Raw genomic sequence first — 23,317 nt, 5'->3', positions numbered from 1 at the left:
TCCTGGGCCGTGGGCCGTGGGCCACCGAAACCATTGCCGGATGTTTTAGGGATGGTGCTGCTTGGTGATCTGCAGCATGGCCTCGTGCAGTTTGCCATTACTGGCAACCAGGCTGGTTGTTTTTAGAGGCAAGTCGGCACCTTTGGCATCGCTGACTTGGCCGCCAGCCTCGCTGACAAACAATCGTCCGGCAGCAAAATCCCAGGGCGAAAGTTGGTATTCAAAGAAGCCGCCGAACTGACCGCAGCCGACCTGGCAAAGGTCCAGTGACGCGGTGCCGAACCGCCGGATGCCATGAATGTCGTTGCCAAAAAATGCTTCGATCGCCGCAAGCGTGCTTCGCATCATGTCGCCACGATCGTAATAGAATCCACAACCGATCAAGACTTCGCTCAATTTTTCGGAATTGCAAACCGAGGCTGCGACGCCGTTGATCGCGGCACCGCCCCCTTTCGTCGCCGTAAACATCTCATCGCGAACCGGATTAAACACTGCACCGACCACCGGTTCACCGCGGTGGTAGTAGGCGATCGAGACGGCAAAATGAGGTAACCGATGCGCGAAGTTATTGGTGCCGTCCAGCGGATCGATGATCCATAAATGTTCGGCGTCGGTGGCGCCGCCAGCGAGCGATTCTTCGCCCAGCAGTTCATGGTCGGGATAGCGGGTCCGCAAAAAGTTGGCGATCGCTTGCTCGCTCTCCAGGTCCGCATCGCTGACCAAGTCGTACGTCTTGCCGCCCGATTCGGACTTGTTGCGGATCGTCACGCCGTCGCGGAAATAGCGAAGCAGGATCTCGCCGCCGACGCGTGCGGCACTCGTGGCGGTCAGTAAAAGTTCGTTACGGTCGAGCATCAATGGGTCTCGGTTGCGAAGAAAGGATGGGACGTGCAATACATTACCAAGGAATCACTCGATTGCCGAAGCCCCTAATGTCGAAGCCCCCGATCGCCGAGTCCCAGATGCCGAGTCCCAGATGTCGAGTCTTCTAATGCCGATTCCCCCAGATGTCGGGGCCCCCAAAATCGAGGCCAAGCGACAAATTGGCTGATTCTCGAGCTTTTGTTGGCTTGGTGCCTTAGCGGGCAGGTGACGTCAGCGTCGATCAGGTGAGCTGAAAGTGGGGCCAATACAGGTTTTCTGCCGTGATTGTCGTGACAAAACAGATGGCGACCCGCATCGCTTGATTGTCTGCAACATACCGGCACCGACGCTCCATCACCGCTTGGCGATTCAAGCCGAGCGGAGCGATTGCATCGGAATGATCCTCAGCGCCAGCAAGCGTTCGATTGCCATGGCACCGCGGCCTTCACGAACCACGCGTTGCAGATCGCTTTTGTTGATCATCCCCACGACCGATCCGCCGCTGGACACCAAGAACTTTTCCAATGAGTTGCTGCCCAACCACCCTAATGCGTTTTTCGCGTTCCACTGACTGCTGATAATTGGCAGCGAGCGAACGTCGGGAAAGTTTGGGCCTGGATGGTTCAGCAACCTAGCTTTGACCGCATCACTCGATCCCTCGTCACGGCAAGATGTAGGAGCGACATGACTGCGCGCCTCCGAAGCGACATCGTACCGCACCGGAGCTGTGGCCAGCATCGCTTCGCCACGAGCCGCGAGGAAGATAAATCCGGCAATGAAGACGAGCATCAAATTGCCGCTGATCAATCCAAGTAAACCGAAGCCGACCGCTGTGACTTGTCCCACGTTCGCAGCGATACGGGTTGCTGACGCGTAGGGCATCGTCATCGCCAAGATTGATCGCAAGACGCGGCCACCGTCCATCGGGAACGCAGGCAGCATATTGAACACGACCAACGCGACATTGACGAGCGCTAAGCGGCTTAGGAACGATGTGACGGCGCCGGCGGTGGGATCCAAGATCGCGAAGCCGAGGAAAATCGCGGCAGCGATCACGACATTCACTGCCGGGCCGGCGACGGCGATTGCCAACTCGTGCGCCGGGCGACGAGGCATCCGCTCGAGACTAGCGACGCCACCGATGGGCAGTATCGTGATATCACGTGTGGGAATGCCAAAGCGGCGTGCCATCAGCGCGTGTCCATATTCATGAAACAACACGCAAGCGAAAATCGAGAGCACGAACAGCACCGAAATGGTCGCGCCGGCGACCCCGCTGCCCGCCGCAAGGCTCGAAAAATAGATCCACAGAGGGACGAGTAAAAACGTCCAGTGAACGCGAACGTCAATATTGGCGAATCGTCCCAAATGCCATGAACCGCTCATGAATCAGTCTCCCTTGAAAAATTTGAACTCAAGGCAGTTCATGGATGCATACGCTGTGCCAACGGTTTGGGACTGCCAATTCTGCGGAACAATGCCCTGCTGCTCATGACTTCACGCGAAAAAGCGGCTGGGGAACACCACCTCGATGGGGCAATTTGCCACGATCTACCCGTCACAGTAGGTGGGGTTAGCGTAGTCTGTGACAGAATCGTTGCGACCGAAACGTGGACCTTCGTGACCGTGGCCTAGCGGGGTGAGCAGATCAGATAGCGGGCACGTCAGCTAGTGGGCAGGTCCGTTCGCGGGCGATCCGTTGCCGCGGAGTTCTTGCAACGCTTCGTAGGCGGCGATCGGAGCGGAGAGACGCGGTTCCACCCCTTCGAGTGTGGCCATTACTTTGGCAACCACATCGCGATGTTTGCCATGTTTGCGAATTTCTTTCAAGGCATGATGAGCGACTTTGTAAAACGACCCCGAACGGCTCGAATGGGACAGCCCGCTGAGCACCGCTTGCAGCCCGACTTCGCCCATCTCGGCCACGCCTTCGGCGGCGACCCAGGCAACGTCGTGGTCATCGTCGTCCATCGCGTGCACTAACGGCAACGCGGCGATGGGGTCTCCGATTTGTGACAACGCCTTTGCCGCTTCCCAGCGAACTTGATGGCGATAATCGACTAATTCGGCGATCAGAGCTTCCGTCACATCGCGACTCTCTGCGGCGACTAACGCGTTACGGGCTTTCTCGCGGACCACGCCATCATCCGAAGCAAGTTGTTTGATGGCCAAACTGATTTCATGCGTCTTCATTGCTTGCGGTTCCTAACGTTGGAGATCGTTTCGGTCTTAGCCCCGGGGGCGTCAAGCAAAGCAAAATCAAAACACAGTAAGAGCCGAAACCTTGGCGCGACCCGGCGTTTGTTCAGTATACCCACGGAGCACACCAAAGAACAAATCAATGTCATGGCGGCGAGCAGGATTCTCGATAGCGTGAGGGGGGGAAATCGAAACAGCGACGGGCGGTTTCGGAGGTCGCATCCATTGACGGCGATCGAGAGACGCACTTGACATTCAGGCACGGGCTCGTTCGGGCACGGGCTCATTCAGGCACGGGCTCATTCAGGCACGGGCTTTGCCAATGGTTTGATTGACCTTGCGGGCGACATGATGATGTGGGTGGAAATACTCGAATCCCCGGCATTGCGGCAACGCCTTTGCACGGCATACCACCGCGAGAAGTCGAATTTACGGTTCTACGGCTAAATTTCATCCAATTTAACTCCGAGACTGATCCGATGAGGCTACGAAACAAGTTGGGAGTCTTTTTGCCGGTAACCGGCTTTCTGTTGTTGTGCTTGGGGTTTTCAGGAGCCTGGTATGTACTGCAATTGCAGCGTCAAAATTCGCAAATTCTTGACGTCAACGTGGCGAGCATCCGGGCGGCCGAAGCGATGGAATTAATTGTTCGTGAGATGCGGCACGAATTAAGCGTGTTTTTGTTGACCGAGGATCGGGAACATCTGGTGACGGCGGTCAGCAAACAGCAGGAAGCGAAAAACTGGTTGGCCACCGCATCCGAACTCTCCGGTTCGGACGAAGAGATCGAGTGTCTCGCAAAAGTTTCGGAGGGGTTGGATGAATATTTTGCTGATCTTCACCGGCTCGTTGACGATCCCGCGACAGAGATCTCTTTTGCGAGCGTGCGAAGCCTTCAAGACGAGATGCTTTCGCAGCACGTTTTGCAAGCGGCACACCGCTACCTCGATCTGAACGAGAAAGAGCTCGAGCAAAGTAACCAGCAAAACCAAGCGATGGCTCAAAAGTTGGCGTTGGTGATGGCGCTGCTGGGGGCTTGCGGTGGCGTCGTGGGGTTGGAGGCGGGTTACGGCGTCGCCCGCGCTATCAATCGATCGATGTTTCTGTTGACCGTGCCGATTCGCGATGTCGCTGGAAAACTTGACACCGTGGTGGGGCCGATCGAAATCTCGGCCGATCCGACGCTGCAAGATCTGCAGTTGGTGCTCGAGAATGTTTCCAATCGTGTGGGGGCGGTGGTCGAGCAACTACAAATGCGGCATCACGAAGTGATTCGTGCCGATCAATTGGTTGCCGTCGGCCAATTGGCGGCAGGTTTGGCGCACGAGATCCGAAATCCTCTGATGTGTATGAAAACGCTGGTTCAATCGGCACGACGACAAGACGAATTGGCCAGTTTAAACGCCACCGATTTGGCGGTTTTGGATGAAGAAATCACCCGTGTGGATAGCTTGTTGCAAACCTTTCTTGATTTTGCTCGTCCCGCACCGCTGCAATCCCAATCGGTCGAATTGGCTCCGATCGTCCGGCAAACGCTTGATCTTGTCGCCAGTCGTGCCCAGACCCGTCAGATCGAGATTGTGTGTAGAATGCCGAAGGAACCGATTACGGTTCAAGGGGATGCAACACAACTGAGGCAAGTGCTACTGAATCTGCTGCTCAATGCCTTTGATGCGGTTGCCAATCACGGTCAGATCACGGTCGAAGTTCAGCGTCAAAGAGGTGAGCACAGCGGGGGGGAACTCTCGAACGTTTCACAAGATTGGATATGTTTGAGCGTGGCGGATAATGGTTGCGGATTGCCGGACGCACAGCGCGCTCGTATTTTTGAACCCTTCTTCAGCACGAAGGACCCCGGAGTGGGACTCGGGTTGGCCGTTTCGAAACGGATCATCGAGGCTCACCAAGGTGATTTGACGGCAGAGGATCGAGATCAAGGCGGGACCGTGTTCAAGGTGATGTTGCCGTTGTCCAGCGTGCTCGCGGAAACTCGATAGTTGCTCTTTTTATGCTGTTGGAATCTGAAGTGTCGAAACTACTGATCATTGATGACGAACCGAACCTGCTGTATTCGCTCAAGAAGAGTTTGGAAACGGATGAATTGGAAGTGATCACGGCGGCGACCGCTGAAAAAGGGATCGCTGCGTTTAAACAGCATCACCCCGACGCGGTCATTTTGGACGTGCGGCTGCCCGATATGTCGGGGCTGGACGCATTTGATTGTTTGCACCAGCTCGATTCGCGAATTCCCGTGATCATCATCACTGCGTTTTCGACAACGGAAACGGCGATCGAAGCGATGAAGCGAGGGGCGTTCGAATACCTTTTGAAGCCTGTCGAGTTCGATAAATTACTTTCAACGGTCCATCGTGCGATCGAGATGCGTCGGTTGGGACAGGCTGCGACCACCTTTTCGGTCTCGCCGGACGGCGATGCGACTGCGGAACAGATCGTCGGTCGTTCGCCCGCGATGCAAGAGGTTTACAAGGCGATTGGCCAGGTTGCTCCGCAAGACGTGAACGCCTTGATTTTAGGCGAGAGCGGGACTGGGAAAGAGATGATCGCACGTGCGATCCTGCAGCACAGTCGTCGTGCCGATCGTCCTTTTTTGGCCATCAACTGCGCCGCGTTGCCTGAAAACTTACTTGAGAGCGAATTGTTTGGCCATGAGCGTGGCGCGTTCACCGGCGCCGAAAAACGCCGGGTGGGAAAGTTTGAACAAGTTGATGGAGGGACGATTTTCCTTGACGAAATCGGCGATATGACGCCGGCGACCCAAGCCAAAGTGTTGCGGTTATTACAGGACGGAAGCTTTGAACGCGTCGGCAATAACGAAACGATCCAGGTCGATGTGCGAGTCATCGCGGCAACCAATCGAAACCTGTTGGAGATGGTCAGCGAAGGCGATTTTCGCGAAGACTTGTACTACCGACTCAGTGTGTTCACGATCCAATTGCCTCCGCTGCGAGAGCGTGCTGAGGATATCCCGATCTTTGTCGAGCACTTTGTCAAGCTATTCAACGAAGATTTGCACAAGCAAGTCCGCTCGATCGCTCCAGAGGCAATGTCACGGCTGAAACAATATCCTTGGCCGGGCAATGTGCGTGAACTGCAAAGTGCGGTGAAGCATGCATTGGTGCGAAATGTGGGGGAGGTTCTCTCCGTCGATTCCTTGCCGCCCTCGTGTCGCGGTGAGCTGCCGGCGTCCCCTGTCGCAGCTTCCTCGAGGTTGGACATTGCCAATCTTCAGCAATTCGTCAATGAGTTGCTCTCGGAGAACCAACCCAATCTGTATCAGAAATTGCATAACGAGATCGATCGGATCGCATTGCCCGAAGTGCTCAGCCACGCGGGTGGAAACCAAGCCCAAGCGAGCGAGATTTTAGGGATCGCACGCAGCACGTTGCGAACGAAAATCACCGACTTGGGACTGACGTTTGAAAAACGCTTGCGATCGGAAACGGAACATCAAGATTGATGTTCCGGATATCTAATATCATTTGCAGAGGGGTTACGCCAATATTCGTAACACGGTGAAGCGACGTCGTCGGCCGTTTGCATCGTCCACGACGATTTCATCCCCCACGCGGCATCCCAGAACGTTCGCGCCCAGGGGGGATAAAATGGACAAGTCGTTCGCAGAGTAGCCAGCGGCATCGGGGGAACACAACCAATGCTTGATCACCTCGCCGGTCGTTTGGTCTTGTAGATAAAACGGCGAATTCATCGAAATAAGTTCGCCGGAACCCTGGGACGCTTCGACACACTCAGCACGTTGCAAGCGTTCGCGTAGTGAACGCAGTACCTCGGGCAAGGCATGGTCGCAGACTTGGGGATCCTTCAGCAGTCCCGTAATCTGTGCGTGATCGCGAGTGGTCACCGTGTACTTTGTGGCGAGGGATTTCATGGCGACTTTTCCCATTGAGCGTCATCCAGCTCGGAAAGTTCTGGCGATGTCGCCAGCTCGATTCCGGGAAGATGTCGATGCGAGATCTTTTTGACCCGGCGGTCTTGTCGTGATTTCACTCGCTTCGTCATGGCAAAACCAGCACGGCGGATCGCCTTGGATACCGATGCTCCGACGCTTGATCCTGTTTCTGTGACCACCACGGTTTCCGCGCCGTTTAAGGTGACGACAAGTCGACATTGTTTGCAGACGCCGCCACGGGGACCGTTGATGTCATCAAGGCAAACCGAGACTTTTTGTACCCACCGGTCAAGCCGCTGGAATGATTGCTGCAGACGCGATTCAATGTAATTGCGAAGCTTGTTGCCTACTGCGACTCGGTTACTGCTGATTACTAACTTCATCTGGCGAGTTCCTTCATTGTGGAAACAGTGAAACGATCTTCGAACGAAGCGGTGGAAAAACATCCTCGATCTGGGATGATAAAAGAGGAATTAGTTAAGCAATCGCCACCACACGACGGCTCCTAATGTGATGCAACCGCTGACCAAAATAGACAGCGTGACTCGAAAGGTTCGCAGCCGCTGATCAACTCGGCTGCTGCGATCCATGGATACTGATATTTTACTCCGATCGATTACGCTCGTGTTGAAGTCGGCTGGGGTGGGGACGGTTTCTCTTGCCTGCCTCGCTGCGACACCCGTCTGGAAGGGAACTTGCCCAGCAAAATTTGCATTTCGACTGAGCGATTTTTTATCGGGTGAGGTGTCGTTGATTTTCTTTGATTGGTTCACATCCACACACTCTCTCTGTCGATTCGCCCCTGCGGAGGCTGCCGGAAATCACAATCGTTATAATCGTTGTTTTAGGAGCAGCGTCGGGAACATCGTTGTCGGGAACATCGTTGTGTAAGCGAATCGCGTTTTGTCGGGGTTTTTGCTGAAAAATGGTTGCGAGACCGCTGGATTGCAGAACGCAGTGGCGGTCGCAAGCGTGCCAGCTGTGTGTGAGTGGCAAAGTGTGTGCCAACGCATGCATCGGCCTCGCGTCGCGGAGCCGATTTTGACGCCGAAACCACAGGATTCTCGGCAAAAAATTTACGGGATCGGCCTCCGGTTTTTAGATTTCGCCAAGCCGTATGGCGAGCGAGGTGAGCGCGCAAGCAAAGCGGGCGGCGCCGGATTAACAGTCGCCACGGCTGAAAATCAGGCTCTGTAAATTAGGCTCTGGAAATCAGGTTTTGGGCATGTTCGCGCGCTCGATCCGCGATTGACACGCAGGCCGTGTATAGGACGTAGGCCGTTTCGTTCGCTGCCCCCCCTCCCTCAAGCCATTTTGAACTAAAATTGTCGCTCACGAGGTTCCCTTCGCAACATGTCACGCAGACGAAGCCGTGTTGTCCCGACGATACCGGTCATCGATCTCACTCGCCCTCTCTCCAGCACTTGTAATCAATAGGAATTCAACATGCTTTTCTCCACCGTGAATCCGTCGACCGAGGGGCGCGAAGAATCGGCCCTTGCAATGCGGTGCGTTATTTGGATGGCGATGTTTGCTTCGCTCGTTTCGGCTGTTCCTGCAACGCTGAGTGCCGCCGATCCAGAGCGTCCCAATATTGTTTTGATCATGGCCGATGACATGGGGTTTTCGGACATCGGATGTTATGGCGGTGAGATTGAAACGCCGCATCTCGATCGACTTGCCAACGGTGGTTTGCGTTTTCGCACCTTCTATAACAACGCCAAATGCGAGCACACGCGGGCTTCGATTTTGACCGGGCGTTGGTGGCATCACGTGGGGGCATCACCGTCGGTTCACTACTCTGCGGCGACGTTTGGCGAGCGGATGCGAGACGCGGGCTATCGAACGTTGATGACTGGGAAATGGCATGCCGGGCAAACTCCGTTCGAGCGTGGGTTTGATCGCTATTACGGGCTGACCGATGGCTGTTGCAATTTTTGGAATCCCGGACATGCGAGGGATGGAGAGCCTGAGCCAGCAAAAAAGAGAGTGCGTCGCTGGGCGATTGATGATCAGAAGTTCTTGCCGTTTACGCCGGAGTCAAAGGATTTCTATACCACTGATGCCTTCACCGATCATGCGATTGGATATCTCGATCAATACAAGGACGAATCCAAGCCCTTTCTGTTGTACCTCGCTTATACGGCACCGCACTATCCAATGCACGCCAGCGAAGAGGATGTGGCGAAGTATCGAGGCAAATACAAAGCGATCGGGTGGGACCAGCTGAGAGTGCAACGTTTTGCCAAACAGCAGTCGCTCGGGGTGTTGCCCGCCAATGCGACGTTGTCACCTCGCGATGAGGAACTGCCGGCTTGGGATTCAATTCCTGCCGAACAGCGAGATCACTGGGATTTGCGAATGGCCACCTACGCCGCGATGATCGACCGATTGGATCGCAACATTGGCCGTGTGCTCGGCAAGATTGAAGAACTCGGCGAAGCAGAGAACACCGTGGTCTTTTTCTTATCCGACAACGGCGCCAGCGAAGATTCAGCCGACCGATCGACTGTCGACGGAGCAATGCCTTGGGAGGTCACGAGTTACTTGACGCAAGGCCGGGTGTGGGCCAACGCCTCGAACACGCCGTACCGTAAATACAAAACAACCGATTACGAGGGGGGCACGCGGACGCCCATGATCGCGTATTGGCCCGGCAAGATTCAAGCGGGATCGGTTACCGATCATGTTGGCCATCTCGTCGATTTCACGCCCACCCTGTTGGACTTGGCGAACGTGGACGCCCCTAGTGAGTTAGCGGGGCATTCGCTTGTTCCCACGCTGCGTGGGGAAGCGAGCGAGCGGCCTTGGCCATTGTTTTGGCAATTTGGGAAGTATCAAGCCATTCGCGATCGCGATTGGAAATGCATACGACACGTCAAGGGAAATTGGGAACTCTACAATCTGCAGTCCGACCCCACCGAAATGGTTGATTTGGCGGCACAGAAACCCGAGTTGGTCGAGCAGCTGGCCAACACTTGGGAATCGTGGTGGGAAACCAAGTCACGTTAGGCAGTTCACGTTAGGCAAGTCACGTTAGGCAAGTCACGTTAGGAAAACGTCATCTAGCGATCCACGGCAAGCAGGCCGCGATTTTCCGTCAAACGCAATCGCGAGCGTGGGGGGCGCAGCGTGAGCATTTTGGAAATTCGCGGCGATGAAAACCATCGATCCCGCGATATTCCGATTTTCGCCGGAACCTTCAGGGCAATTCTTGGGTTAATTCTTGAGGTGATCGGAGATGGTATCCCCAATGGTCGCTGAGACACTAAACTAACACAAAGAAGACTCGTTCTCGTTCCTTTTTATCCCAACAGGCTGGTTTGGCTGTAAGCGATTCCACCGCGATGCGTTATCAGCAGTCCGATCCGGACGTTCGCTTGATGCTGCGCGTCCGCGACGATGATGCGGGAGCGTTTGAGGAATTGGTGCGTCGGTATGAGGCAAGATTGGTGCGATTGATGCACACACTCGGACCGAGCCATGAATTGGCAGAAGACTTAACGCAAGAAGTTTTTTTGCGTGTCTATCGTGCACGCAAACGCTATGAACCGGGAGCAAAATTTTCGACTTGGCTGTTTACGATCGCGGGCAATGTGGCACGCAACTCGGCACGCACCATGTCGCGTCGTCGCGAAGTGAGCGAAGTCGATGCACCGCGAAGCCAAGATGCACCTAGCAACGCTCAATTGTTGGCGTCCACCGCACTGGATGCCAGCGGGCTGATGCCGACGCGTGTTAGCGAAGGCAGTGAACGTGCCCAGATTGTGCGTCAGGCGGTCGAATCACTCAGTGAACGGCAGCGGATGGCGTTGATGCTATCGCGATTCGAGAGCATGAGCTATGCCGAGATCGCCGAAACGATGGATCTCACGCCCAAGGCAGTCAAGTCGCTGCTGAGTCGGGCGCGAGTCAACTTAAAAGAAATGCTGCAACCTTACATCGACTCGGGACTCATCCCCAAGGAGGTGGGACCATGAGTTTGAAACTGTTAACCGACGACGCGCCGCTGGACCCAGACGACGAGCTGCTCGTGGCCTATGTCGATGGCGAGCTGGATCATGATTCACGCACGCAACTCGAGAGTCGTTTGTTGGACGATGCCGAGCTGCGACGACGACTGCAATCATTGCAGCAAGGGTGGGACTATTTAGACGATTTTCCGGCGCTGACGCCCTGTGAAAAACTCGTCGAATCAACACTCGAATTGGTCGTATCCGATATCGTCAAACCCACAGCCGAAAGTTCGGCTTCGCGGGTGTTCGTCAATCGATTCCGCTGGCCGCTGATCACTGCGGGATTGTGTGTGTTGGGGATCTTGGCTGCGGCGGCGACTATCTATGGCGTCCGGAGTTTTCATTACCAGTCGCAACTCGAAGATCTTGCGATCGCGGAAAATATCGATGCCTATTATTACGGCCGCGATTTGCAACTGATGCGTGATTTGGCGCTCAATGAATCGTGGACCAATATGGTCACGGCTATGAAAGATATTGGTGATTTGTCACCGCCCGAGCCGATCGTGTCGAATGTCGATCTCTCTGAACGCGAAGATTTGATCGAAACGTTATCGTTGGTCCAGCGTTCGCATTTAGATTCGAACTGGAAACGTTTTACGCGGCTGGATGAACAAGACCAACAGCAGATTCGTCAGACCGCGGAACGCGTTCAGGCTGAGCCCAATGCGGATGTGTTACTGCAAACGATGCAGATCTATTCGGCGTGGCGCGAAACGCTCTCGAGTGAACTGCGAGACAAGATCGAAGCGGACGATTTGGATCAGCGTCGCGAGGCAATCAAACAAGCGATCGATCAGACGCAATTGGCCATGTCGAAACGGTCGAGTTTGAATTTGTCGGACGACACGATCGAACGAATTGCCTTTGCGCTTCATCAGATTTTGAAAATGCGATTGCAAAACGAGGATCCTGGGGCGACCAAGTTCATCTCGCGATTGAAGCAGTTTGTCGACAGCGAGCGAGCCGAGTTAATGGCGGTCGGCGCGATGGTGTTCGGGGACGTGGGACGACCCGATGGCCGTGGGGGCCGATTTGGATTTCCGCGTGGCCCTAGCGACCGAGGACCTAACGACCGAGGATCCTCAGGTAATTCACTCAGCGATCGCCCCGCACCCTTGACGATCGACGAATTGGCGATGATCGAGATTATCCTCTCGGATGCCGACCGCGACGTGCTCGATTCGATCGCGGGTGATCCCCGCAATCCGATGATGGAAGCAGTCACGCTGCGTTACTGGGCCGAAGAAACGGTCAAACGCAAGGCTTGGTCGCGAAACGAAAATGAGACGACGTTGGTTGATCGTTACCAACAATTGGATCCACATGACCGCGAGCTCATTGATTTGTTGCCCGCCAAGCAGGCGATCGATCGGTTGACACCGTCTTACCGCCGCGGTCCTTAAAACGCAGGTCTGCCGTTTCCGGCTTTGCTGAGCGGCGCGGGGCCCATTGCCATCGATCTTAGTAGCGGTGCGACCTTGGTAGCGGCATGGCCCGAGCTGTGCAGTTGGAGCGAGTAAAACGTTCGAAATTTACCGGGCGGCTTGCGCCGCACCGCTAGAAAAATCACCCCGTAGTGCCTGAGCACGATGGCACTGGATGAAAACGATCCCGTTGCAACAATCGCCGTTTGGTCTTTCTATCGCGTAGCGTTACGCCGCGTCGAGCTCGGCATACGTGATCAAACGATCTCGGTCCTCGTCCCAAAACTTGAGTTGCAGACAGCGGATGATGTCGCGAATTTTCAGGGACGTTTTCTTAGGATCTTGCAGCGGAGGCAACGCCTGCATCGCTTCGGGTAACCGATAGAACGGGATTTTTGCGTTCAAGTGATGCACGTGATGGTAGCCAATGTTGCCTGTCATCCAGTGCATGACAGGTCCCATCTCGAGATAGCTCGATGATTGCAGCGCCGCATTTGTGTAACTCCACTCGTCGCCGTCACGAATCTTTGCATCGGGAAAGTTGTGTTGGATGTAAAACAGATACGTTCCCAGGCAGGTGGCGATCCACGTCGGTAACAAAAACACAAACGTCGTCGTTACCCATCCGCTAAACCAACAACAGGCTGCGATAAATCCAAAATGCAGCAGCATCGAGGTGAATGCGTCCCAGTGACGTCGCGGGTCACGACGGGCTGTGTAGATGCACATGCCGTACAGGAACACTGGAAAGTAGCCCATCAGGATGACCAAGGGATTGCGAGCGACGCGATAACCCAATCGCTCGATCTTCGATGCTTTGCGATAGTTTTCCGTGGTCATGATCGGAAACGAACCGAGGTCGGTTCCGAACAATTTGGAATTGTGGTGATGGTGGTGGTCGTGCGAATGCTTCCACGCACTTGGCGGCGTCAGCATCAAGTTGCCGTACACGCTGAGAATCAGCTTGGCTAATTTCGAACGGGTTAAAATCGTGTTGTGTTGATAGTCATGGTACAGGATGAACATGCGAACCAGTGTCAGCCCCGTCAACACGCTGGCCAGTGTTCGTAACCAGAGCGGCTCGGTCATCCCAGCGACTGTGGCAAAAAACAGGACCGCAGCGAGAGTGCTGCATAGATGCCACCAACTCTTGCCGCGATGCTCGACGGCAAATTCACGACTGGCAATCAGTAGTTCACGATCCAAGCCGCGCTGTTGTGCGGAGGATCGTGTCTCGTTTTCTTCGTTAACAGGCGGTTGCCACGATTCGATTTCCGTATCGGATTCAATGCAATTGGCACTCAATGGGTCTATTTCCTAAAGCATAGTTGAAAACGTTTTCCGCCAATTCATTGGGCCAAAACGTTCCAGATGCGTGATGCATACAAGGGGCGATCGTGCTAGCAGCATGGTCGCGGGGTAGTATGTGAACAAAACTGCCCAAGATCGACAACCACAACCCGCATCCCATGTGCTTCCAATCCTAAATTTGCGGCAATTATTGGGGAAATCCAGATCCAAAGAGGCGTCACATTCATCGGAATTTCAAAAACGATGCCCCCAGGGTGGGTGGAATCGGTGGTCCTCGGGTGGTGTTGTAGCGGAGCAAAGCGGGCCATGCCCAATGCTATCAACTTTGTTTGCGGCTTTACCGCTAGGACGACTCGGAGCGGCGTCGTGCTCTGCGGTTTGCATTGGCCTGTACCACGATCGAGGTCAAAACGACCAGGCATGCCAAGCCCAGCAGTTTTGCGGGAAGGTCGCCGATGCGAACATACAGGCTCGTTCGATCATCACGACGCGGCGTCGCGATGATCGCGCCGTTCGTCCCCGACGGCAATGACTCGGCCAAGCGACCGCAGCTGTCGATTGATGCGGTTGGACCATTGTTGGCTGACGATAAAACCGGTCGCCGCGTCCCGACGGCCACCAATTGCGCACAGCGTCGATGATGCGCCAGGATGCTCGAGTCATCAAACCATCCATCGTTGGTCACCGTGACAATTACATCGGCACGTGTGTCGTTTTTGCGTAGACGGCTTAGATGATTGACCATCAGCCGCTCGACTGCGGTCTCGATACAGACGCTGGGCACGATGGCGGTGTCGTCGACTTCAAACACCGTAGGCCCTTCGCCTGGCGTGACACCCAAGCCGGCGGGGACCAACGAACGCAGTCCCGGGATACTCGGCAAGAGTGGAACGTATTCGCCAAACATGACCAAGTGATTTTTGCCGTACCATCCACTTACCTTTGCTGCAGGCGAAACGTGAACCATCCCGCTGTAGACTTGCGGCAGTTTCCCGTAACGCACGACGCCGCAACCAACCACCAGATGAGGTTGTTGTTGCTCGGGGGTAGACTGCGCAAGTGTGCGGATCACTTCATCGGCGCGACTCCGGAAATAGTTCTGGTTCTGTCCCACCATCGCAATAAACGAATCGGGCGGCCCCTCGTATTGTTCGGGCACGACCGCATCGGCATCGGCAATCATCCATGGCAACCCGCCGGTAAACATCGATTCGGGCCACACGACGACATCAACGGCATCGCTGCTGTTCTCGAGTGCATCAACACTTTGGGCGGTGTAGTTTTGAAAAATACTTAGTTCGCGTTCAAAGTCTTGTTGGTATTCGACTTGTTCATCACGCTGCACAAGCGCGAAGGTGGCCAACGGTTCGGTGACGGGTTCGCTGAGCCGGAATTGGCCGTAAAGAAAGCTGGCGCCGATGCACATCGCTGCAACGACGCATGCTGCGATCGTTCTGCCAGCGGTTTCGATTTTGGGTGACTCGGAAGTGATGCGTTGTCGCGAAACAATGCGGAAAACTAAACTGAATAGGGCGACGTTCGCCGAGACGATGACGAAGCTGACACCGTAGGTGCCAAACAGGTCGGCGATTTGGATCATCACCGGAACATCGGCAAGTGTGTGACCGAGCATCAGGGCCGAGATGCCGGTGAGCATGTAATTTCGTACGCACTCGAGTCCGACCCACATCGCGGGAGCCGAAACCAGCAGCGGAACATTCCACCGCACGCAGCGGCGGCACAGCATCACAAAGAGCGGCAGGTAGATGCCCAAGTAGCCAGCCAGAGCGAGCAGACACACATACATTGCCGGATGAGCGTGCCGGATGCCTTGTAGGGAGACCAACCAATACAGTGACGAAGCCAACCAAATCACGACATAGTCACGCCGTGTAAACGCGGATTGATCGACAACGATCCATAATATCGGGACCAGACACACTCCCACGATTGGCCAAAGGCCGAGGGGGGGCTGGGCCAGCCAGAGCATGGAAACGCCCGCTGCCGCCAACAGGATGCGATTTCGGCTCGATTTGCTAGCGAGATTGCTGTTTGCGATCGTGGGGGGAATTGCGTTCATGGCAGGGATCTTAGTGTTTCGGCGGGTGCAATTAAATTGCACTTTTGCCAACCCGCGGCGCCGTGTGTCATGATGGGATCGCGTGCGGATTCCGTTACAATCATGCCGCGGTCGCAGTGTTGCTCCGATCTTTTTTCCAATCTCGTGCTAAATCATCCGCAATGAAATCTCCTGAATTCCTTGGTCCCTATCGAATCGGAGAGACGTTGGGGCGGGGCGGAATGGGGGCCGTCTATGTCGGCGTTCACGAGCACACCGGCGAAAAAGTGGCCGTCAAGCTGATCGCAACGCATGTCGCTGACGAGCCTCGTTTTCGGCGACGGTTTGATTCCGAAGTGGAAACGCTGAAGCGACTTCGCCACCCCGGCATCGTGCGGCTGATCGGTTACGGCGAAGAAAACGGGCAACTGTTTTATTCGATGGAATTGGTCGAGGGAGAATCGCTGCAGCAGCGGATTCGGCGTCAGAAACGGATTCATTGGCAGCCGGCCATCGACATCGCTATCGAAATCTGTGGTGCGTTAAAGCATGCCCACGATTTTGGCGTGATTCACCGTGATTTGAAGCCAGCGAACTTGATTCTGTCGACCTCGGGCAATGTCAAATTGGTCGACTTTGGGATCGCCAAGCTGTTTGGGTTTGGCGAACAGACGTTGGCAGGATCGATTTTAGGGACCGCCGACTATATGGCTCCCGAGCAAGCCGACAGCAGTGGGGTTTCGGTTCGCACCGATCTGTATGCGTTGGGCAGTGTGTTGTATGCGATGTTGATCGGACGGCCTCCCTTTCCCGGCAAACGGACCACCGAGGTGATTGAAGCGCTGCGGCGTGATCGTCCCGTACCGCTGGAGTTGATTGATTCGGAATTGCCCGAAGCGCTTTGCGAGCTCGTTCATCAACTGCTGGAAAAAGATCCGGCCGATCGTCCGCCGACCGCCCTTTCGGTGATGAACCGGTTAAAAGCGATGCGTGCGGGACTGCTTCGTCAACAAACGTTGCCAGACCATTCGATGCCGACCGCCCATGCGGTTCCGGAACGAGATCAAGCAGCCGCCAAGCCGATCGGGGAATCGACCGAAAAAACGGATGCGGGGGGCCACGACACGACTGGATTGAGCCTCAATCAGCTCGCTGGTGATCGTCCGCCGAGCGAAGAGATTCGGACGGCCGATCTCGGCAACCCATTAGTCTCCGAGCACGCGAACCCGCAGTTTTCGGCTACCGTCGCCTCTCAGAATACCGTCGTTTCGGACCCGCCAACCGACATCGAGGATGCCGATCCAACGGCGGCAGAACCGGTCAGTCGTCCCACTCATTTTCAATCAGTGGACAACGAACAGGAACACGCGGCGGGGCATGTTGCCGAGGCATCGCCCGCCGAGCATTGGAAGCAGGCAATCTCGATTTCACTGATGATGGCGGTGCTGATCGCGGGGGTCATCTTGTTCTTCAAAGCAGCCGAGCAGCCCACCGCGGATGAACTTTATCAAGTCATCGCGGAAAACGCCGAGGCAGAAAATGCGGGCGAAGCTCGGTTAGAGATGGATCAATTCCTGAAACGATTTCCCGACGATCCTCGCTACGAAACGGTCAATCGTTGGCGGCACGCGATCGATCTGCAGCGGTTGCTGAGACGGTTGAGCGTGCAGGCCAAATTGGATATTTCGCCGCTCTCGGCCGCAGAGCAAGGGTTCTTGGATGCGATGACGGGCCGCGAGCAGGATCCGGTCGCTGCGGCGTCGCGGTTGACTCAGTGGTTGGCGATCTACGACACCCAGACTCTGCAAACCGACGAGTCGCTCGCGGAGATGATTCGCCTGGCGAAACACGAGGCAAGACTGCTTCGCGAACGTGCTCCTGCGATGATTCTCGATCCTCGCGCAGTCCAGTTGCTCGATCGCATTCGCCAGACGGTCGAAAACGCGCCGCCACAAACGGCCCGAGAATCGTTGACCGGGATCATTCAACTGCATGCCGATCATGGCTGGGCCGAGCCTGCGGTCGCCGAAGCCAAGCGTCAGCTGGAAAAGTTGCCGCCCCCATCGCCCGCACCGCCCCCATCGCCCGCACCGTAGCGTCCAATGCTATCTGCTTTGGGCACAAGCGAGGGGTTTTTATAGCGAAACGGCGCGAGCCGCCCGGTCAAAATCGAACGTTTTACTCGCCGCAACCGGACGGCCTTGCGCCGTGCCGCTACCCAAAGTAGATGGCAAGGGGCGAAAGCTGGCGGGGCTAAATCGAAGGTTTCTTGACTGCCCCAATCGGCGCTTCTGCCATTTCCGCATAGAATCCCCACTCACGCTTCCCTTTTTATTTCCCTCATTGTTGTCAGGTTCGAATGTCCACTCGCCGCCGTGCCCGCGAGATAGTATTGCAGCTGCTCTACGAGGCGGACGTTAACGATCCCCGCTCTGATGAATCCGCCAAGCAGTTCATTCGCTCGCGTTTACAAGGACGCAAAGCGTTAACCGAGTTCGCCTACAAATTATTGATGGGCACGCTCGAGCATCGCGATGACGTCGACGCCCATCTCAGCAAATTGGCCAGCCACTGGACGCTGCCTCGCATGGCGGTGACTGATCGCAACGTGTTGCGGTTGGGGGGCTACGAGATTTTGTTTGGCGATACCCCTGGACGTGTTGCCGTCAATGAAGCCATCGTTTTGGCAAAACGTTATGGCGACAAAAACAGTCCACGATTCGTCAACGGCGTGCTCGATCGGCTCTACAAAGAACTCGAAGCCAAGCAGGCAAAGAACTAAAACTCGATCGTCATCTCGTCTTCGGCGAGGACGACGGGGCAATCGACCGCGTTTCGGATCACGTCCAGATCCACCGGATCCTCGGACGTTTCCAGCGGATTGATATGCGTGACCAGCAATTGCTTGGGCTGGATCAACTTGGCGACTTCCGCGACCCGGCTGGTCCAACAGTGCCCGGTCTTCTTCGCCCATTCGGCGGACGCGTCACGAAAGTAGCACTCTTGCATCAATAGGTCACAACCTTGTCCCCACTGGGCCATTTCGCGGCTGGTGTCACCGGTGTTGTCGGTGGCATAGACAAGCCGTTTTTGTTGCTTCGTCCACTCGATACGGTAGGCCACACTGCCGCCGGGGTGATCCTGCGTGCGATGTGTGATCGTCGTGTCTCCGATGCGAAATTCATCCAACGAATCGATCTCGATCCACTCGGCGTTCAGTGACGCGGGGAAAATCAGGTCGTTAAACAGGTGTTCGCGAACCGCGTCTAGCTTGTCCTTCTCGCCCCAAATCCGGCACGTCTTCACCGGACTTTCAAACAGCACATCCAGCAAGAAGGTCAAGCCGCAGGTGTGATCTAGATGAGCGTGGCTGAGCAACACATCAAGCGAATCGGTCTGGATCAGGGGAGCCAACCGAAAGACGCCTGTACCGGCATCCAGCAGCAGTCCCGATTCAGGCAGAAAGTAGCACGAGGTATGGCGTTGGGCGTTGGGGTGATAGCCTACCGTACCGAGGCAATGAAGTTGCATGCTCGCCAATCCTCGCGCGGATTCAAAATGGGGAATCAGGTAATCAGGGGGGGACAAGTTGTAGCATTCAAGTATATCAGAGAGAAGCGTTGCCGGTGGAGTTGTCCACGCTGAGGCGGTGGGATGTCTTAGGGGATGGGGCAACGTGCTGCGGCGACGGCTTTTTTAAAGGCGGCTGACGCGTGCCTGCGTCGGCCACCAATTTCGCCAGCGGGACGATACTTGAATTCCGATTTTTCGTGCCCGCCTCCACTTGCGATTCTCAGAAAATGGCGATATTGTTCTAGAGCTAATTCGCGGATGTGGCGGAATTGGCAGACGCGCTAGATTCAGGTTCTAGTGCCCGCAAGGGCGTGGAGGTTCAAGTCCTCTCATCCGCACTAAGAAAAATCAAAGGGTTTTCGCTCAATCGGCGAAAACCCTTTTTTCGTTTCTCTGGATTTAATTCTCTGGCCAAAAACGGCCGGTACTGGAAAGAAAGGCCTTTCCGCGGCTCCTCATTTTTGGGGCCAAGGAACATTCGGATGAGTCGGTCCGCCAGGGAAGGCATCGATTGGGCGGCAACATGGAGAAGACGGCATGCATCGAGACACCATTGTCATTATCACCTCCTGTCGTCGCTCCTATTTTTCTGTCTCCAATTTTCTGTCAATTTTCTTTCGACGGAACAATTCGCCCCCTGCCAATGAAGTTCGCCACCCACGGCAGCCTTTCTGTGGATTCCCCAAGTTGCGAAGAAATGACAAGTGATAGCCACGGATATTAATCCTTGGTCACGCCTCCCCTGGCAAACGCGTTACTCGTTATCAACATCGCTTAGTTCAGCTTCGACTACTTCGATGCTTGGTAGTGACGATCGAAATTCTTCAGGAGGGCATTTCGGGCAATAGGGAAACAGGCTGTTTCTCCACTATCGGATTCGAACTCCAGTACGTGTGCCATTGCCGAATGAATTTCATATTGCGTTGCGCCCACTCACTTCTGGAAATTCGGCAGACAAGTCGAGGCTCATTTGCTTTAAGAACCCGTCGCCCAACTGGCAGGCTTTTGTTTTTCAACGCTTTGCTCACCCGAAACCCAATACAAATTCAGCAACTCGCCACTAACTGATTCGGCTGCCTTGATTTGCGAAGCACAAAGGCGTTGTTTGATCGAAACAATCCACTGCCCTTAGGTGCTTAGATGCTTAGATGTTCGCAACTTGGATATCGAAAGAGAGAGTGGCCAAAGCTGTCACATACCTCGGAGTTCGACTTTCTCTCTCAAAGTCAGGAAATCAGTGTTTGCTAAGATTCGCAAAGAAGAAACAACGTTTTCCGAGAAAAGCTTGACGGTGGGGGTGTATCCGGTACATTCACTGGAGAAATCCACAGCGTAGATTCAAAAATGAATTTGGCCGCCATGATCGACTCGGTTTACCAAGATGGGGCAGTAGGGGCTGAAACTTAATTCGAGTTTGAACCACGTACTTAAATTCACTATTTGAATTCGCCAACTTTTTCACCAAGGGCACATCGGATTGGGGTAGGCGCAGTTAAACTACGCAGTCCAATCTCTCGGAGGCAGGTATGTATCGAGTTGGCATATTTTTGTTGCTGTTGGTCGTGGTTTCGGAGATCACACATTCTCAGGATGCGGATCAATCCGACGCTAGTGATTCGAGGAAGGCGAAACCTGTACGTTTTGTTCCTCCTAGCGATATGGTCGAGTTCAAAACGGTTGAGACTGCCGGCACGGAAGAGTTTCATCGGCTGAAGGTTCCTCGGTTGCAGGCATCGCAGGAAAAGGTCCTCGGCATTCCGATCAAGAACGTCTCTGGCCAATCTCTAACCGTGTCAAATATCAACCTTGGCTGCGGATGTATGACTGCGATCTCAAAAAAGCTAGAGATCGACAGCGGTGAAACGACGATGCTTTATTTAAGGGTCACGCCAAAGGAAGTCGGGCGATTTGCCAAGCGGATCACCCTCTCTTTCGAGAATGCATCAAGTGTGACATGCGTGATTGAATCGGTCGTTCATTCAGCGTTCGAGATAACACCCAACACTATGGTGCTGGTGCCGGGACGCGAGAAAGGAAGTGAGCTTTCGATCAGGTCGGAGTTTGCGCATACAGGATTTCAAGTACGGTCTATGAATCCAAGGCTTACGGTAAAGTTTGACCGGCAAAAAAAGGATGGCACTCACGTTTACAGATGTTGGCTGGGAAAAGAAACCGACAAGGATAAGCCGCTAGATGAATTTGTTGCGCCTATCAACATCGAGTACCTTAAAAAAAATTATGAGTATACACTCCAAGTTAAAAACGCGTTCGCAGTGAAAGTCCAACCATCCATTGTTTTTGCAAGTCGTGACAAGCAGAGTAGTGAAGTTGCAAAATTTTATGTGCTGGTCGGCTGCTGGACAGGACGCGATAAATTAATTTGCAGAGTTGCCAAGCCGAAGAAGGGCATTGACTTGCAAGAAATAGAGCGAAAGCCGCTTGGTGAGAGTTCGATTTTTGAACAAGTAAGTTTCGCATTAGAGGGTGATCTCGAAAACATTGACGACGTAACGATCAACTGGTTTCGCGGTAACCAGATAGTAGGCACTTGCAATGTATTTCTTGACTCCCAAAGCGAAGTGGCAATCGCTCAAATTCGCGAAAAACGCCGGGAGCGCAATCGACAGTTAATTGAACAGGGCAATGCAGAGTCGCTACAGCCTGCAGAATAAATTGCGATTTGCAAAACGTTGACATCAATACTCCGTGCCCCGCACCATAGTGATTGTTAAACCGTCAAATCTTCCTCACCGGGTGTAATGCTATGGTTCGTGCGTTTCTGTTTATTTATACATGGTTTGGTCTTGTCAGTCTGGCAGGGGCTCAAGGTCTGGCAACAAATGCAGTAGAGCGTTCCGCGGTGCAAATGCTCATCGATTTCGTCGCGAGTCCAACGAGTTTGCCCGATGAGTACGCCGTCGTCTTACGGGAGACGCAAGTTTCCTACATTGATGGGACTGAAAGCGATACCGTTTATTTGTTTGCCGAAGACCGTCGAAGAATAACTAGCACTCGATTTTCGGCAAAAGGATATACTAACAGCATCGAGCCGAGACGCTGGGTTCAGTATCTGAGAACGCCAACGCATCGTGCGCAGCGACAGGGAGGACAAGCGTTTGGAAGGCTTGCTGGCGAAGTCGTTGAGGATGTGACAATGGATCCAGAAGATAGCCAGATTCTACAATACCCTCAGAGGCACGATTTTGTATTCTTTCGCCCTGTTGCACCTCGAAGCGACAGAAGCAGCCGAAAAACGCAGTCAGCTGGCTATGGAAGATTGCTTTTAGACGAGCTGGATTTCATGGGGGCAGAAAAGCTGGATGACGGAAAAATTCAATCCGATTGGGCAAGAAAGCTTTGGAGAGTTCAAATTACTTTTGACCCAAAGCAAGGGAATCGTCCCACCAAGATCATTCATTTCAGCGATTTGGATATTGAAAACCCCGGACCGATCGTTTGTGTTCACGTGATCGATTGGGAAGAATGGAATTTGGAGGACAATACGTCAATGTGGATTCCAAGCCACTTTCGATTTCGCCATTCGACTCCAGCCTACAAATTGGACTACGAAACAGAGGGGCATTTGAGATGGGCTGATACCTCCGAAGAATCGGTTATGCCCGAGTTGCAACGGGGAAGTGGTAATGACTGGCGTGAGAAGATTCGCGAACGTTTCAGCGAGGACTGGCAGGTGCGACATGCCGAATGGTTAAATACGAATCAACGGAAAGATGGAACCGTTCCGGCCGCTGTCGAGTGAGTAAAAGGAGAACTGTGGCCAACGGGCCGGCAGTTTACCAATGCACAGAAACTGCTGGGCCGCTGCGCTGCCGTTCTGTTTGACAGACACCTAGCCCAGCGGACTGGGTTAAGTAAATCTGGAATTGCCCACGAAAAGTTGACAGTGGACCGGAAGATGTCAGACTTCTCTGACAGGAGA

Annotated in this window: 17 protein-coding genes and 1 tRNA gene; 10 read left to right on the top strand and 8 right to left on the bottom strand. The window is 54.3% G+C overall.

Annotated elements, in window-relative coordinates:
- Positions 1-45 precede the first annotated feature (45 nt).
- From ABD971_RS24055 to ABD971_RS24045, 3 genes are all read right to left on the bottom strand, one after another.
- The gene (locus ABD971_RS24055; RefSeq protein ID WP_345326283.1) at positions 46-855 is read right to left on the bottom strand and encodes an inositol monophosphatase family protein; all 810 of its coding nucleotides are present in this window, start codon (positions 853-855) and stop codon (positions 46-48) included.
- A gap of 378 nt (positions 856-1,233) precedes the next feature.
- Positions 1,234-2,250, bottom strand: a complete 1,017-nt coding sequence (locus tag ABD971_RS24050; protein ID WP_345326281.1) for a site-2 protease family protein — start codon at positions 2,248-2,250, stop codon at positions 1,234-1,236.
- 282 nt (positions 2,251-2,532) lie between these two features.
- A complete protein-coding gene (locus ABD971_RS24045; protein ID WP_345326279.1) occupies positions 2,533-3,057 on the bottom strand; it encodes a HEAT repeat domain-containing protein in 525 nt (174 codons plus the stop codon).
- A gap of 485 nt (positions 3,058-3,542) precedes the next feature.
- On the opposite strand from ABD971_RS24045, the gene ABD971_RS24040 reads away from it, so the two are divergent.
- Complete coding sequence (locus ABD971_RS24040) at positions 3,543-5,060, top strand: sensor histidine kinase (RefSeq protein ID WP_345326277.1); 1,518 nt, start codon at positions 3,543-3,545, stop codon at positions 5,058-5,060.
- Positions 5,061-5,089: 29 nt separating this feature from the next.
- Positions 5,090-6,541: a sigma-54-dependent transcriptional regulator gene (locus ABD971_RS24035; RefSeq protein ID WP_339938764.1), complete on the top strand. Its 1,452-nt coding sequence runs from the start codon at positions 5,090-5,092 to the stop codon at positions 6,539-6,541.
- 33 nt (positions 6,542-6,574) lie between these two features.
- On the opposite strand, the gene ABD971_RS24030 is transcribed toward ABD971_RS24035, so the two are convergent.
- Positions 6,575-6,970 carry a GreA/GreB family elongation factor gene (locus tag ABD971_RS24030; protein ID WP_345326274.1) on the bottom strand — a complete coding sequence of 132 codons (396 nt, stop codon included), beginning with the start codon at positions 6,968-6,970 and terminating at the stop codon, positions 6,575-6,577.
- A complete protein-coding gene (locus ABD971_RS24025; protein ID WP_339938760.1) occupies positions 6,967-7,374 on the bottom strand; it encodes an HPF/RaiA family ribosome-associated protein in 408 nt (135 codons plus the stop codon). Before ABD971_RS24025 ends, ABD971_RS24030 begins: the two co-directional genes overlap by 4 nt.
- 1,063 nt (positions 7,375-8,437) lie before the next feature.
- Here ABD971_RS24025 and ABD971_RS24020 point away from each other — a divergent pair.
- The 3 genes from ABD971_RS24020 (at position 8,438) to ABD971_RS24010 (ending at position 12,413) form a co-directional block, all read left to right on the top strand.
- On the top strand, positions 8,438-10,003 hold the full coding sequence (locus ABD971_RS24020) for an arylsulfatase (protein WP_345326271.1): 1,566 nt from the start codon (positions 8,438-8,440) through the stop codon (positions 10,001-10,003).
- A gap of 335 nt (positions 10,004-10,338) precedes the next feature.
- Positions 10,339-10,971 (top strand): RNA polymerase sigma factor, encoded by a 633-nt coding sequence (locus tag ABD971_RS24015; RefSeq protein ID WP_339938907.1) that lies wholly within the window; start codon positions 10,339-10,341, stop codon positions 10,969-10,971.
- Positions 10,968-12,413 (top strand): anti-sigma factor family protein, encoded by a 1,446-nt coding sequence (locus ABD971_RS24010; RefSeq protein ID WP_345326269.1) that lies wholly within the window; start codon positions 10,968-10,970, stop codon positions 12,411-12,413. The genes ABD971_RS24015 and ABD971_RS24010 overlap by 4 nt, the downstream gene beginning before the upstream one ends.
- 249 nt (positions 12,414-12,662) lie before the next feature.
- On the opposite strand, the gene ABD971_RS24005 is transcribed toward ABD971_RS24010, so the two are convergent.
- Positions 12,663-13,739: a fatty acid desaturase family protein gene (locus tag ABD971_RS24005; protein ID WP_345326267.1), complete on the bottom strand. Its 1,077-nt coding sequence runs from the start codon at positions 13,737-13,739 to the stop codon at positions 12,663-12,665.
- 349 nt (positions 13,740-14,088) lie between these two features.
- Positions 14,089-15,825: an apolipoprotein N-acyltransferase gene (gene lnt / locus ABD971_RS24000; RefSeq protein ID WP_345326265.1), complete on the bottom strand. Its 1,737-nt coding sequence runs from the start codon at positions 15,823-15,825 to the stop codon at positions 14,089-14,091.
- Between the two features lie 161 nt (positions 15,826-15,986).
- Here lnt and ABD971_RS23995 point away from each other — a divergent pair, with 161 nt between their 5' ends.
- Together ABD971_RS23995 and nusB are read left to right on the top strand one after the other, a co-directional pair.
- Positions 15,987-17,900, top strand: coding sequence for a serine/threonine-protein kinase (locus ABD971_RS23995; protein ID WP_339938750.1), 1,914 nt, complete (start codon positions 15,987-15,989; stop codon positions 17,898-17,900).
- Between the two features lie 263 nt (positions 17,901-18,163).
- Positions 18,164-18,586, top strand: a complete 423-nt coding sequence (gene nusB / locus ABD971_RS23990; protein WP_339938748.1) for a transcription antitermination factor NusB — start codon at positions 18,164-18,166, stop codon at positions 18,584-18,586.
- On the opposite strand, the gene ABD971_RS23985 is transcribed toward nusB, so the two are convergent.
- Entirely contained in the window at positions 18,583-19,335 is a 753-nt protein-coding gene (locus tag ABD971_RS23985) for an MBL fold metallo-hydrolase (RefSeq protein WP_345326262.1), read from the bottom strand. The two genes, nusB and ABD971_RS23985, sit on opposite strands and share 4 nt — an antisense overlap.
- Before the next feature lie 296 nt (positions 19,336-19,631).
- On the opposite strand from ABD971_RS23985, the gene ABD971_RS23980 reads away from it, so the two are divergent.
- From ABD971_RS23980 to ABD971_RS23970, 3 genes are all read left to right on the top strand, one after another.
- Positions 19,632-19,715 (top strand) — tRNA-Leu (locus tag ABD971_RS23980).
- A gap of 1,188 nt (positions 19,716-20,903) precedes the next feature.
- Entirely contained in the window at positions 20,904-22,049 is a 1,146-nt protein-coding gene (locus tag ABD971_RS23975; RefSeq protein ID WP_345326260.1) for a DUF1573 domain-containing protein, read from the top strand.
- Between the two features lie 92 nt (positions 22,050-22,141).
- Positions 22,142-23,137 carry a hypothetical protein gene (locus ABD971_RS23970; protein ID WP_345326258.1) on the top strand — a complete coding sequence of 332 codons (996 nt, stop codon included), beginning with the start codon at positions 22,142-22,144 and terminating at the stop codon, positions 23,135-23,137.
- Positions 23,138-23,317: the final 180 nt, after the last annotated feature.

It is taken from the genome of Novipirellula rosea, from assembly GCF_039541335.1.
GTDB lineage: Bacteria > Planctomycetota > Planctomycetia > Pirellulales > Pirellulaceae > Novipirellula > Novipirellula rosea.
This window is presented reverse-complemented; position numbering and strand designations above follow the sequence as displayed.